The sequence below is a fragment of the Streptomyces nodosus genome, from assembly GCF_008704995.1.
GTDB classification, from domain to species: domain Bacteria; phylum Actinomycetota; class Actinomycetes; order Streptomycetales; family Streptomycetaceae; genus Streptomyces; species Streptomyces nodosus.
This window is the reverse complement of record NZ_CP023747.1, coordinates 7,492,507-7,504,703: the sequence shown is the minus strand read 5'-3', so window position 1 is coordinate 7,504,703 and position 12,197 is coordinate 7,492,507. Positions and strand designations below refer to the sequence as shown.

At 71.1% G+C, this 12,197-nt stretch carries 13 protein-coding genes; 6 read left to right on the top strand and 7 right to left on the bottom strand.

The window, feature by feature from the left end:
- Positions 1-9: 9 nt before the first annotated feature.
- A complete protein-coding gene (locus tag CP978_RS33465; protein ID WP_043447301.1) occupies positions 10-843 on the bottom strand; it encodes an SDR family NAD(P)-dependent oxidoreductase in 834 nt (277 codons plus the stop codon).
- Positions 844-1,008: 165 nt separating this feature from the next.
- Here CP978_RS33465 and CP978_RS33460 point away from each other — a divergent pair, with 165 nt between their 5' ends.
- From CP978_RS33460 to CP978_RS33450, 3 genes are all read left to right on the top strand, one after another.
- On the top strand, positions 1,009-1,683 hold the full coding sequence (locus CP978_RS33460) for a TetR/AcrR family transcriptional regulator (protein ID WP_043447298.1): 675 nt from the start codon (positions 1,009-1,011) through the stop codon (positions 1,681-1,683).
- Positions 1,684-1,757: 74 nt separating this feature from the next.
- The gene (locus tag CP978_RS33455; RefSeq protein ID WP_052454454.1) at positions 1,758-2,732 is read left to right on the top strand and encodes an AraC family transcriptional regulator; all 975 of its coding nucleotides are present in this window, start codon (positions 1,758-1,760) and stop codon (positions 2,730-2,732) included.
- A 182-nt stretch (positions 2,733-2,914) separates the two neighbouring features.
- Positions 2,915-3,886: an aldo/keto reductase gene (locus CP978_RS33450; protein WP_043447296.1), complete on the top strand. Its 972-nt coding sequence runs from the start codon at positions 2,915-2,917 to the stop codon at positions 3,884-3,886.
- A gap of 86 nt (positions 3,887-3,972) precedes the next feature.
- Here the strand turns inward: CP978_RS33450 and CP978_RS33445 are convergent, their stop codons facing one another.
- Positions 3,973-4,224 (bottom strand): hypothetical protein, encoded by a 252-nt coding sequence (locus CP978_RS33445; protein WP_043447293.1) that lies wholly within the window; start codon positions 4,222-4,224, stop codon positions 3,973-3,975.
- A gap of 267 nt (positions 4,225-4,491) precedes the next feature.
- Between CP978_RS33445 and CP978_RS33440 the strand changes: the two genes are divergently transcribed.
- The gene (locus tag CP978_RS33440) at positions 4,492-5,712 is read left to right on the top strand and encodes a sensor histidine kinase (RefSeq protein ID WP_376697998.1); all 1,221 of its coding nucleotides are present in this window, start codon (positions 4,492-4,494) and stop codon (positions 5,710-5,712) included.
- On the top strand, positions 5,700-6,359 hold the full coding sequence (locus tag CP978_RS33435) for a response regulator (protein ID WP_043447291.1): 660 nt from the start codon (positions 5,700-5,702) through the stop codon (positions 6,357-6,359). Before CP978_RS33440 ends, CP978_RS33435 begins: the two co-directional genes overlap by 13 nt.
- Before the next feature lie 371 nt (positions 6,360-6,730).
- Here CP978_RS33435 and CP978_RS35125 read toward each other — a convergent pair whose 3' ends face one another.
- Positions 6,731-7,633, bottom strand: a complete 903-nt coding sequence (locus tag CP978_RS35125; RefSeq protein WP_043447288.1) for an SCO2400 family protein — start codon at positions 7,631-7,633, stop codon at positions 6,731-6,733.
- A gap of 315 nt (positions 7,634-7,948) precedes the next feature.
- Between CP978_RS35125 and CP978_RS33420 the strand changes: the two genes are divergently transcribed.
- The gene (locus tag CP978_RS33420; protein ID WP_043447284.1) at positions 7,949-8,830 is read left to right on the top strand and encodes an alpha/beta fold hydrolase; all 882 of its coding nucleotides are present in this window, start codon (positions 7,949-7,951) and stop codon (positions 8,828-8,830) included.
- 39 nt (positions 8,831-8,869) lie between these two features.
- On the opposite strand, the gene CP978_RS33415 is transcribed toward CP978_RS33420, so the two are convergent.
- From CP978_RS33415 to CP978_RS33400, 4 genes are all read right to left on the bottom strand, one after another.
- Positions 8,870-9,409 (bottom strand): hypothetical protein, encoded by a 540-nt coding sequence (locus CP978_RS33415; RefSeq protein WP_043447281.1) that lies wholly within the window; start codon positions 9,407-9,409, stop codon positions 8,870-8,872.
- Between the two features lie 204 nt (positions 9,410-9,613).
- Positions 9,614-10,627, bottom strand: a complete 1,014-nt coding sequence (locus CP978_RS33410) for a questin oxidase family protein (protein WP_043447279.1) — start codon at positions 10,625-10,627, stop codon at positions 9,614-9,616.
- Between the two features lie 106 nt (positions 10,628-10,733).
- Entirely contained in the window at positions 10,734-11,183 is a 450-nt protein-coding gene (locus tag CP978_RS33405; protein WP_043447276.1) for a 2-thiouracil desulfurase family protein, read from the bottom strand.
- A gap of 30 nt (positions 11,184-11,213) precedes the next feature.
- The gene (locus CP978_RS33400; protein ID WP_043450213.1) at positions 11,214-12,197 is read right to left on the bottom strand and encodes an AraC family transcriptional regulator; all 984 of its coding nucleotides are present in this window, start codon (positions 12,195-12,197) and stop codon (positions 11,214-11,216) included.

The window sequence follows — 12,197 nt, the reverse complement described above, 5'->3', positions numbered from 1 at the left end:
GGAGTGTGATCAGTCCCAGACGGACTCGGAGACCGGCCGCCACTTCTCGTCGGACTCGGCGAGTTGCCGGGCTGCGGCGCCACCGTACTGGACGGCGTCACGGCCGAGCAGGAGGCGGAGCGGGGCGTCGTCACGTCCGGCCAGATCCACGACGGTCCGGGCGATCCGGGCGGGGTCCGCGGAGTGCGCCGAGGCGGTCTCGGTAAGGCTCTTGACCATGTCCGCGAAGCCGCCGACCGTCTGCTGGTAAGGCTCGCTGACGGGCGGGACGGTCATGGAGGATCCGGCCCAGTCGGTGCGCATGGCGCCCGGTTCGAGGACGGTGACCTTGATCCCGAAGGGCGCGACCTCCTGGGCGAGGACGGTGGAGAAGCCGCCCACGGCCCACTTGGCGCTCTGATAGGCGGCCAGGCCGACCGAGCCGATCCGGCCTCCGACGGAGGAGACCTGGAAGATGTGTCCCGAACCCTGCTCACGCAGGAGCGGCAGTACGGCCTTGCTGACGTGGACGACGCCGTAGAGGTTGGTGTCGATCTGAGCGCGGAAGTCCTCGACCGTGACGTCCTCGACGGAGGCCAGGTCGGCGTAGCCGGCGTTGTTGACGACCACGTCGTAGCGGCCGAAGACCTTCAGACCCTCCTGGACGGCGCTGTGCACCTGTTCGGGGTCGGTGACGTCGAGGCCGACGGGGTGGATGCGGTCGCCGTGGCGGGCGACGAGGTCGTCGAGCTGGGCGGGCTTGCGGGCGGTGGCGACCACCCGGTCGCCCGCCTCCAGGGCGGCGACGACGATCGCGCGGCCCAGACCGCGGGAGCTTCCGGTGACGAACCAGACCTTGGACATGGGGGTGCTCCATTCCTGGGGCAGAAGGGGGGAGCCGGTCACGGCCGTGCGGGGGCAGGGCGAACCCGCCTCCGCAGTTTTCAGACCACCGGTCCGTTGCGACTCCCTCAACGTAAGGGACCGGTGGTCTGATGTCAAAAGACCGGGGGTCTGTAGCATGAGGGCATGACGACGTTCCAGCGCGCACGCAGTGAGGAGCAGCGCGAGATCCGACGCCAGGCGATCCTGGACACCGCCGCTGCCATGCTCGAGGAGCTGCCGGTCGGCGCGATCAGCCTCAATGAGCTCAGCCGCCGTGTCGGACTGGCCAAGTCCAATGTGCTGCGCTACTTCGAGTCCCGCGAGGCGATCCTGCTGGAACTGCTGGACTACGCCTGGCAGCAGTGGACGGCCGAACTGCCCGAGGTGCTGGGCGCCGGTATCGACGCGAAGGCGGCAGTGGGCGAGCGCGGCGAGCAGTTCGCCGCCGCCGTCACCGCATCCCTCGCCGGGCACCGGGTCCTGTGCGACCTGCTCAGCGCGCAGGCCGGCGTACTGGAGCACAATGTCTCCCCCGAGGTCGCCGCCCGCTACAAGAGAGCCACGATCGCCAACGTCGGCAGGCTGGCCGCCCTCGCCCGCGAACACCTGCCCGAACTGGGCGACAGGGCCTCCTGGCTGGCCGCCTCCGCGACCATGGCGATCGGCGCGGTATGGACCCATGCGCGCCCCTCGCAGGCCATGCTCGACGCCTACGAGGCCGACCCCTCGCTCGCCGTCCTCAGAATGGACTTCGCGAGCTCCCTGCGGCAGATGCTGGCCACTCTCACCGCCGGCACCCTGGCCCGCACCACGCCCTGACCCACGCCCCCGAGGCCGCGCTGCGGGCTCGGCCCGACTGCCGGAGCCGTCGCGGACAACGCCATGGAAAACCGATGGATCCCTTGATCGACGTTCTCGCGCTGGTGGACATGCGCAGCGCCCGGTTCGCCCGCCTGGAGGCCGCGGAAGCCTGGGCGATGTCCTTCCCCGGATACCAGCACATCAAGCTGGGGGCGGTCCTCAAGGGCAGCTGCCGGGTCGAGACGGATGGGGCGGCACCGGTCCTGGCCGGCGAAGGGGACTGCTATCTGCTGGGCAACGGACGCCCGTACCGGCTGTCCAGCGCACCCGGCGTTCCCGCGCGTCCGAGCAGTGATGTCTTCGCCGGTTTCACCGAGGGCGGCACCGTTCGGCTCGGGGCCCCGGGAAAGCCCCCGCACACGGTGGTCGTCGGGTGCGGCTTCCATCTCGACCCCGCCAATGCCGCGGTCCTCATGGACGTCCTGCCCTCGATGGTCCACATCCCGGCCTCCTCGGACCCGGCCGGTTCCATCCGCACGGCCCTGGACATGCTGCGCCGGGAGAGCGCCTCCTCGGCTCTGGGCAGCGCCCTGGTGGTCGAGCAGCTGGCCCATATCGTCCTCGTCCAGGTGCTGCGCAGCCACGTCGCCGCACAAGGACCGACCGGTGGAGCCTGGTTGACCGCCCTGGCGGACCCCGCGATCGGGGCGGTGCTCGCCCTCATCCATGAGACGCCCGCCCGTCCATGGACCGTGGCCGACCTGGCGACCGAGGCCGGCATGTCGCGGTCCCATTTCGCGACCCGCTTCAGCGATCTGGTCGGTACCCCGCCGCTGGAGTACGTCGCCGGCTGGCGGATCCGCTCGGCGGCACGGGACCTGCGCGCCGGAAGCCGCACCGTCGCCTCCATCGCCACGCAGTGGGGCTACGGCTCGGAAAGCTCCTTCAGCCATGCGTTCAAACGCGTCATCGGCATGGCTCCGGGCCAATATCGCACCGAGACACAGCGCCGCACACACGTGACTGAAGCGGGTGCGGAGGATCGCGCAAGTACGCCGGGGTCTTGAGCATTCGAAACGCTTCCTCGCGCTCCTAGGGTCGAAGGTGTCCGAACCCACCGCACTGGGCTGGGAGGTCGGAGCAGTCGAGTTACCCAGTTCATCGGCCGGCCCCGACAACGGCGCCAGGATGTACGACGGCGCACGCCTCCCTCCCCTTCCCCCCGCAACCCATCGAAGGATGAACAACCATGCACACCCTCAGTCTCGGAAGTCAGGGCCTCGTCGTCTCCGCGCAGGGACTGGGCGCCATGGGCATGAGCGTCTGGTACGGCGAACGCGACGAACAGGAGTCGATCGCCACGCTGAACCGAGCCGTGGACCTCGGCATCACCCATATCGACACGGCCGAGGCCTACGGACCCTTCGCCAATGAACTTCTGATCGGCCGCGCCCTCGGCGGACGCCGCCAGGAGATCACCCTGGCAACGAAGTTCGCCACCGAGTTCGACGACGACGGCACGGCGCACGGCCACAACGGCACCCCCGCCTACGCCCACCGGGCCGTGGACCGCTCGCTCAAGCACCTGGGTGTCGACGTCATCGACCTGTACTACCTGCACCGTGTGGATCCGAAGGTGCCCGTCGAGGAGACCATCGGCGCCATGGCCGACATGGTCACCGCAGGCAAGGTCCGTCATCTGGGCATCAGCGAAGCCGATCCGGACACCATCCGCCGGGCACACGCCACCCATCCCCTGACGGCACTGCAGTCCGAGTATTCGCTCTTCAGCCGGGACGTCGAGCACAACGGCGTGCTCGACACCGTTCGCGAGCTGGGCATCGGCTTCGTGGCGTTCTCTCCGCTGGGGCGCGGTGTGCTGTCCGGGAAGATCGCCCGACGGGACGACCTGGCCGCCGACGACGCCCGCCGTGGACTGCCCCGCTTCGCGGAGGACAACCTCGCCGCGAACCAGACGATCGTCGATCGGCTGAGCAGCCTGGCCCGCAGTAAGGGGATCACATCGGCCCAGCTCGCCCTGGCCTGGTTGCACCACCAGGGAGTCGTACCGATCCCGGGCACCAAGCGCCGCAGCTACCTCGAGGAGAACGCCGTCGCCGCAGAGGTGCAGCTGAGCAGCGACGATCTGGCCGCCGTCGAGGCCGCCGTACCGTACGGTGCCGTCGCCGGCGACCGCGAAGGCTCGCGACCGCGGAGCTGAAGTCACCTGGTGGGGAAACACGCCCTTCACCGGTGCATTCCTCCAGCAGTCCGGCGGCTGCTCGCCTCCTGGCTGACGGGGGGTGCCTACCGCCGGGCCCGCAGAAAGCGCACGCCCAGTGCGACGCCGCTCACCGCGGAGAGCGCGCCGAAGAGCAGATGGGGTCCGGCACCGGCACCGGTGATCGACCACACCAGATTGCCGGTGGCGCTGAGGCCGAGCACCAGCCACAGCACGATGCGCAGGACATCCGTACGGCCGGCCGGCGTCGGCCTCCCGTGCGAGCCGTCGACGGACGCGGGAGCGCCGTCGGCGCGGTGGAGATCGGAGTACGTCATGGAAATGTCCTCCCCTTGGTTCGCCGGACACGCTCAATTCGCCGCCCGGCCCGGTCTGTTGTCGTGGACGCTACGGGCCGGGCCCCTCCCGGCCCATCCCGCCAGCGGCCCGGTTTGAGGTACAGCAGGCTGTATCTCCGGTCCTCCCTCCTCCCGGTACGGTGACGAACGGCGGTGCGGCGTAGGGTCGGGTCGTTCGGCGAAGGGAAGCGTGTGGCGATTCAGGAGAACACCGCATCCGACGAGCGGCGCAGCAGCCGCCGGGACATCGTGGTGCGAGCCGTTTCCACCGCGCTGAGCTCCCTCGAACAGCTCCTCGGCGGATTCGGTACGGCGCTGCTCGCCCTGTTCGTGCTGGCCTGGCTGCTCGTCACCGCGGCCACCTGCCTGATCGGCGTGGGGTTCCTCATGGCCCCCGCCGCCCTGCGCACCCTGCACTCCCTGGCCCGGCGCGAGCGCGGCCGCCTCGGACGCCGGGGCCCCGAGATCGTGGCGCCCGATCCGCCACCGGTCACGCTGCGGGAGGCCCTGACCGACACCACGACCCACCGCGAACTGCGCTGGCTGGTCCAGCACGTCACGCTCGGCCTGTTTCTGGGGCTCGCCGGTGTGCTGCTGCCGATCGTGGCGCTCAGGGACATCACCTTCCCGTTGTGGTGGCAGGTCGGACCCGGAAGCCCGACCCTCACGTCGGTGGGGATCGGTACCGCGTACTCCTGGCCGGACACCTTCGCCGCGAGCCTGCTGGGCGTGGGCTGGGTCTCCCTCCTCCTGGGCCTCACGCCCGGCATGGCACGGCTCCAGGCACGGCCGGGACGGCGGTTCCTGGCAGCCGGCCCGGACGCGGACCTCTCCCTGCGCGTCGCCGAGCTCACCGCCACGCGTGCGGCAGCCCTGGACGCGCACGCCACCGAACTGCGCCGGATCGAGCGCTCCCTGCACGACGGCACGCAGAACCGGCTGGTCTCGGTCACCGTCCTGCTCGGCGCGGCACGGCGCATGGTGGCGCGGGACCCGGCCGGCGCGGAGGAACTGCTCGAACGTGCCCAGTCGGCCGCCGAACAGGCGCTGGCGGAGTTGCGTACCGTCGCGCGCGGCATCCTGCCCCCCGTGCTGGCCGACCGCGGGCTGGCCGGCGCGCTCTTCGGGCTCGCCGCGAACTGCGCGGTGCCCTGCCGTACGGACGTCGACGTGCCCGAGCGATGCGCCGCGTCCGTCGAGGCGACGGCCTACTTCGTGGTGGCGGAGGCCCTGACCAACATCGCCAAGCACAGCGGCGCCGCGCAGGCCTCCGTCACCGTCCGCAGCCGTGGCCGGCGGCTGTTCCTGCGCATCGAGGACGACGGCCGGGGCGGCGCGGACGAGAACGGCGGCTCCGGGCTCGCCGGCATCCGCCGCCGTGTCGCGGCCCACGACGGAACACTGGGTGTGGCCAGTCCGCCGGGCGGGCCGACGACCATCGAGGTGGAGCTTCCATGCGGATTGTGATTGCCGAGGACGACCCGCTGCTGCGGGAGGGTCTGGCGCTGCTGCTGCGCGCCGAGGCCCTCGACGTGGTGGCCACCGCGGACACCGCGGACAAGGTGCTGGAGGCGATCGACGAGCACGAGCCCGATGTGGCCATCCTCGATGTACGCATGCCGCCGACGCACACCGACGAGGGCGTCAGGGCCGCGGTGGAGGCCCGGCGCCGCCGGCCCGGCCTGGCCGTCCTCGTCCTGTCCGCGTACGTCGAGCAGACCTTCGCCACGGAACTGCTCACCGGCGGTGTGAGCGGCCTGGGATACCTGCTCAAGGAGCGGGTGGGGCGGGTGGAGCAGTTCCTCGACGCACTGCACAGGGTGGCGTCCGGGGGCACCGCCATCGATCCCGAGGTCGTCGCCCAGCTCTTCACCCGCTCCCGCCAGGACACCCGGCTGGAGCGGCTCAGCCCGCGCGAGCGCGAGGTGCTCGCGCTGATGGCCGAGGGACTGGGCAACAGCGCCATCGCCGGACGGCTCTTCGTCACGGACGGCGCGGTCCACAAGCACATCCGCAGCATCTTCGCCAAGCTCGACCTGTCTCCCGCCGACCAGGTGGACCGGCGCGTCGCAGCCGTCCTGCACTACCTGGAGAACGCGCGCAGCCGCGCCTGAACCAGCAGCGTTCTACCGGCTGTTGGAGAGGTCCGGTACAGCCTGCTGCATCCGGGGCCGGGGTGTGCACGGCAATGATCCCGAGCGCCGTGGCTGGTGAGATCGAGACATCCCACCAGCCACCGTCGAAGGGACACCGCGGTGAGTTCGCAAGCCCCTCTCGGCACCGGCACCCACCAGGCCGGCACCGCCCCGCGGGACCACGACACACCTCCTGACCGGGCCACCCCGGCGAACCGCACCGCGCAGGCGGCCCCACCGACCGGACGGCACCGAGGCGGCCGCGCCGGGCGGCGCTCAAGTGGGGCGGCCCGCTCCCCGAGCTGACCCAGCAGGACACCACGCGGGCCTTCCGGTCCGGTTCGACCTGGTCAGCCGAGGCACAGCACGAGCAGGCAGACCTTCGACGGCGAGGTCGTCGCCGGTGCGGGGGGCGTCTGTGAGGTCCCGTGGTCCGTGCCGCCTGCGGCCGGATCGGAGGCGGACGGCTTGGAGGTGGCCGGGGTGCTGCGGTCGGGAGCCGAGTCCGTTCCGTCGGACGACGGGGGGACGGTCTGCTGCTGCGGCACCGTCACCGCCGTCGGCCCGGTGACCGTCGCCGACCCCGGCGCCGCCGTCGGCGCCGTCGTTGTCGTACGGGCAGGGCTGACGGAGTGCGGATGAGCGCTCGACGGCGTGGAGCGGGGCAGGGGATCGGCGGGACGATGCTGCGGGAGACCGGTCGCGGGCGACCGAGTGGCGGAACCCGACGAGGACCGGGGGGAGTCGGACGGTGTCCATGACTGCTGAGGCTGCTGAGGCTGCTCAGGCACCTCTGCTTCCGTGCCGCCCATGCTCGCGATGTCCGGTGCCGGTGCGGCCTGGGCCCGGTCGGCGGAGTGCCGGTCCAGCGCCGCGAAGGTCATACCGCCGCCGACAAGGGCGACGGCTGTGGCGACCACGGCCCGGCGCTGGCTCTTCTTCCAGCGTGCCCGCTGGCGACGCCGGGCCGCCCGCCCGTCCGGCGCGCCGTTGAAGCCGTCGGACTGCGGGGGCTGCGGGGACTCGTCCGTCCCGCCGTCGAAGGCCGCCTCGTCGGGAAGACGCCCTTCCTGCTCCCGGTCCGGAACAGAAAGGTCCCACGCCACCACCGCGGCCTTCACCGTCGTCGTGGCCGCGGCCGGGACGATGCGGTTGTCGACGGTGACCGGAGCGATGTCGGGGGCGTAGGCGCCGCACCCGGGACACACCAGGGCACCGTTGAGGTGCCGATGACACGAGGAGCAATAGTCCATCTGCGGTCTTCCTGAGTTGACGTGCCGCCGCCCTGGCCGGGCCGCGGACTGGTCACGTTCGCACGTGGAATCGAGCGGCCAGCCACGCTAACGAGGCTTTCGAAAGACTGTGCGCAGGCCGTGTGACACTCCTGCGCGGATTCTCCGGGGGCTTCGCGTGTGCCGCGTACGGCTCCGGACGCCTCCGGCAGCGCCGGACCCCGCCCCGAGGAGAACCGTCCGGCGGGTCATGGGCGGAACCAGCGGGAAAGGCGCAGGTCACGCGCCGGTATCAAACGGGATGCGAGCCACGGTCGGCCATGGCAGGCTCCCGGTATGCCGATCGTCGACGTGTCTCCCGAAGTGTCCCTCGCATACGAGAGCTTCGGCGACCCTGAGGACCCCCCTGTCCTGCTCGTGATGGGTTTCGGCGCGCAGCTGCTCGCCTGGCACGAGGACTTCTGCCGGGCGCTGGCAGACCGCGGCCGTTATGTGATCCGGTACGACAACCGCGACTGCGGGCTGTCCACCACGTTCGACGATCACCCGGTGGACATGGGCGCGTTCATTGCCGCCGTGAGCTCGGGCGACCTTCCCGCCGCCCTCGCGATGGTTCCCTACCGGCTTCTCGACATGGCCGACGACGGACTCGGTCTGCTCACTGCCCTCGGCATCGAACGCGCCCATGTGGTCGGCGCCTCGATGGGCGGAATGATCGCCCAGACGATGGCCCTCTCCTCCCCGGAGCGGGTGCTGACCTTGACCTCGATGATGTCCTCGACCGGCGAGAGCGAATACGGCCGGCCCAGCCCGGAGGCCCAGGCCGTGCTGTTCGGTCCGAGGCCCGGGGACCGCGAGGGGTATGTCGCGGCGGCGGAGAAGGAGCTGGTGTGGGCCTCCAAGCGCTACGGCGACGCCGCGGTGCTGCGCGAGCTGGCCGCCGACAGCTACGACCGCGCCTACCACCCCGCGGGGATCGGCCGGCAGCTCGGCGCGATGATCCTCAGCGGTTCACGCGCGGACGCGCTCCGCGAACTCCGGGTGCCGACACTGGTGATCCACGGCCTGGACGACACGCTGATCGACCCCACCGGCGGGAAGCGCACCGCGGACCTGGTTCCCGGTGCCGAGCTCCTGCTGATCCCCGACATGGGCCACGACCGCCCGCGCGAACTCTGGCCCAAGCTCATCGATGCCCTGGTGGCCCACACCGGTTGAGCAGGTGCGCCCACCAGCGCACCTGCCGGACGGTACCGCTCAGCCGGTGACCTTCACGGTCCACTCACACTCGCTGATGATCTGCAGCTGATGAGTACCCGCCGTGTGCTGCTGTGTGCTGCCCTTGCCGGACTTGTCCAACTCGTTGACGAGCTTGTCCTCCTTGTCGAAGACAATGAAATTGCCCTTACCGCCGACGGCAGCCATGGCCTTGGTGCAGTCGAACGTGTAGGACAGCGTCCACTCGTCCCCCGCCTTGAACGCGCTCGCGTTCTTGGTACCGGAACCCGAGAGGGTGAGCAGCGTGGACGGCTCGGCCTGGTGCGTGGCGGCGGGCTCCGTCTCCGAAGACGCCTCCGCCGACGGCGAAGCCGGTGCCGACGGCGTGCTCGCAGTCGAGTCGGCCTTGTCGCTCTTGTCGCTCTTGTCGTCACCGCCACAGCCGGAGACAGCGGCGGCGATCAGGACCGCAGCGAGCAACCCCCCGAAGCCCCGCCCGAAACGGCCGCCTTCCTTCTTCCCGGCCGACTGCCGGCCCGTCTCCAGGCCATCCTTCAGACAAGGGTTGGACACCCTCATCCCCCCTCTTCATCTGCGACTGCGAAACCTTCTGGCCCCGCATGATCCCCACCGTGGCCGCACATCCCGCTGGACAGGAAAGCCCGGCACAGGCAGGCTACACCGGGCAAGATCATCAACGATGGTGATCCACCGCCGCGGTCGCGGCGCTCGCGGACAGGTGGGCAGCGGGTCCTCTCTTTTTCCCCCAGGCTCTCCCCCCGTTCAGCTCCTCAATGGTTCGCTCAGCTCGATGGAGCGCAGGGCCGCTGCCAGTGCCGGGGGGTCGCCGACGTCGAGGGCCGTGTCCGTCAGCTTGATGACGTGTTCGTCGCCGTGTGCCAGGGCCCGTTCGAAGACCTCTTCCTGGGTGAAGGTACCCGGTGGGGTGTAGGCGACCGGGACGTCGGAGGCGTACATCGCGGTCACCGCCGCGGAAGCGGTCCAGGCAGCCCGCAGACTCGGTGCCCACAGGGCATACGGGAGCGCGGGCAGGACACGGAGTACGGCGTTGGGGGCCGTGGCCGCATGGACCAGCATGGTCGCGTTGCCGTGGCCGTGGGTCGCGTACCGGTGCGTGGCCGCGCGCACCAGTTCGGTGAGGCGGTGTTGCACCTCGTGCGGGTCGGTGGCCGCGGGCGCCCACACCGGCAGGCCCGTGACGCGGCCGAGCCGGGCGGGAAAGCCGCCGTCCTGCGGGGCGACCGGCGTCACCGCGTCCAGGGCGGCGGCCGCGTCGTCGGCGCCGGGCAGCAGGGCCAGGTCCCCGACGGGGTGGTGGCGGGCGGCCCAGTAGCCGAGGCCGTGGGCGAGCTCGGTCAGTCGTGGTTCGGTGCCGTCGTCGGCCAGGAGGGCACGCACGGCATGGCCCACCCGGATCACCGGGTGGGTCGCGGCGCCGTACATGCCGGGCAGGAGCCGGGGCCACCACTCGATGAGCACGTCGTGCCAGGGGCGCTCGGCGATCTCGCGGCCGAAGTAGTCGATCCAGTCCGCGACGCGCTGTGCATCGCCCAGTGCGAAGCGCCAGTTGGCGGCCGTGACCGCTGCTACACCGGCCGGGAACTCCTCGAGCCTGCTCGCATATGTGTCGAGCCAGCGGTGCACCGAACCGGCCTGACCGTGTGCGGCGAGGGCCTCCACGGCCATCGGGGCGTGATTGCTGAGCCACCCCAGCCGCTCCGGCCCTGAACTGTGGACTCGCTGAAGTGCCTCGTCGAGAATTCCCGTCGTATCCATGACGAGGACCGTAGGCGAGCCGCCACAGCCGCGTAACGGGCTGAAGGCGTAGGACCGGGCTTAGGTCCTGACAAGCCGTACGCTCGAGCGCCCGGGCGGAGCGGCTTCACACTCCGGGTGCGGGTCGCACCGCGATCCCGTTGCGCTCGAGCAGTGCCGCCGTCACCCCGTCTCCCGGCACCAGCTCACCGGTGAACGACCCGTCGTACACCGCACCGCGTCCGCAGGAGGGACTGCGCGGCATCAGCAGGGCCTCGGTGCAGCCTCCGTTCCGTGCCGCCGCGAGTGCGCGTCGTGCCCCCGCCACGAACTCCGCCGTCACATCGCACCCGGTGTCATCGACGACCTGCGCCGTGCCGTCCAGCACATCGTGCCCGTCGCCGCCCACCAGCTCAGCGGGCCGCCGCGGTGTCACGAGCCCGCCCGCAACCTCCGGGCAGAAGGAGACGACCTCGCGGCCGGCCACCTCCCGCTCGGTCTCCGACGACGCCTTGTGCCGCCCGTCGAACCGGCACGGCACCCCGCGCAGGCACGCGCTGACCAGGATTGCTTCCACACCGCCAGGCTAGAGCGTCTCGTTCCTGACTCACACCGGACCGCTGGTTCCGACACCGCTCCCCGATCCGGTGGCACTCATGCTGTGGCCTTCGCTCGGACGGGCGTTCCGCCGACGGTAGGCGCCGGGACTGACGCCGAACTCGCGCTTGAAGGCACGGTTGAAGGCGAACTCGGAGCGGTATCCGACTCGTTCGGCCACGCTGTGGAGCGGCGCGTCGCCGCCCCGGAGGACCCGTGCGGCCGTGGTCATCCGCCACCAGGTCAGATACGTCATCGGTGGGCGCCCGACGAGTTCGGTGAAGCGCCGGGAGAACGCGGCCCGGGACAGGCCGGCCCGCCGGCTCAGCCGCTCGACGGTCCAGGGCGTCGCGGGCTCGGCGTGCATGTGCTGGAGCGCGGAACCGACGGCCGGGTCGGCGAGCGCCGCGGCCCAGCCGCCGGAGCTGCGCGGGGCGTGGTTCTCGTACCAGGTCCGCAGGATGTAGAGCAGCATGGCGTCCAGCAGCGCGGGAATCGCCGCGTCGGTGCCGGGTCTGCGCTGATCGAGCTCGTCCCCGAGCAGGTCGACGACGGCGTTGAGCGCGGCACTCCGGCCCACCTTCCGCGGAAGATGGATGACGGCGGGGAGCTCGGCGAGCAACGGGTGGGCGCTGGCCCGGTCCAGCTGGTACGAGCCGCACATCAGCACGGTGAGCTCGTCGGCGATACCGGCGGGTTCGGGCGAGGGCATCCAGGAGTCGCCCATCTCCCGTGCCACATCGACGAGTTCGCTGTCGGTCGAGTCGGCCAGAGCGATCTCCTGGCCGTGCGGAACCAGCACGACATCTCCCGCACCCAGCGGTACCGGATCGCTGCCCTCGGACAGCAGCCAGCAGCGCCCCTGCAGGACGACATGGAAGCCGGTCCCGGGGGCGGCCGGGAACCGCAGCCCCCAAGGCGCCTTCCGTCGGGTCCGCGCCGCATGCGGCCGCCCGGTACGGATGGCGGCGATCGCATCGCTGACCACATCCAC

What these genes read in the sequence shown, in the direction of transcription:
- CP978_RS33415 (WP_043447281.1), bottom strand. Translation starts at nt 9,409, where the DNA reads ATGAGGGTGTCCAACCCTTGTCTGAAGGATGGCCTGGAGACGGGCCGG.
- CP978_RS33445 (WP_043447293.1), bottom strand. Translation starts at nt 4,224, where the DNA reads ATGACGTACTCCGATCTCCACCGCGCCGACGGCGCTCCCGCGTCCGTC.
- CP978_RS35125 (WP_043447288.1), bottom strand. Translation starts at nt 7,633, where the DNA reads ATGGACTATTGCTCCTCGTGTCATCGGCACCTCAACGGTGCCCTGGTG.
- CP978_RS33410 (WP_043447279.1), bottom strand. Translation starts at nt 10,627, where the DNA reads ATGGATACGACGGGAATTCTCGACGAGGCACTTCAGCGAGTCCACAGT.
- CP978_RS33465 (WP_043447301.1), bottom strand. Translation starts at nt 843, where the DNA reads ATGTCCAAGGTCTGGTTCGTCACCGGAAGCTCCCGCGGTCTGGGCCGC.
- CP978_RS33435 (WP_043447291.1), top strand. Translation starts at nt 5,700, where the DNA reads ATGCGGATTGTGATTGCCGAGGACGACCCGCTGCTGCGGGAGGGTCTG.
- CP978_RS33450 (WP_043447296.1), top strand. Translation starts at nt 2,915, where the DNA reads ATGCACACCCTCAGTCTCGGAAGTCAGGGCCTCGTCGTCTCCGCGCAG.
- CP978_RS33455 (WP_052454454.1), top strand. Translation starts at nt 1,758, where the DNA reads ATGGATCCCTTGATCGACGTTCTCGCGCTGGTGGACATGCGCAGCGCC.
- CP978_RS33420 (WP_043447284.1), top strand. Translation starts at nt 7,949, where the DNA reads ATGCCGATCGTCGACGTGTCTCCCGAAGTGTCCCTCGCATACGAGAGC.
- CP978_RS33460 (WP_043447298.1), top strand. Translation starts at nt 1,009, where the DNA reads ATGACGACGTTCCAGCGCGCACGCAGTGAGGAGCAGCGCGAGATCCGA.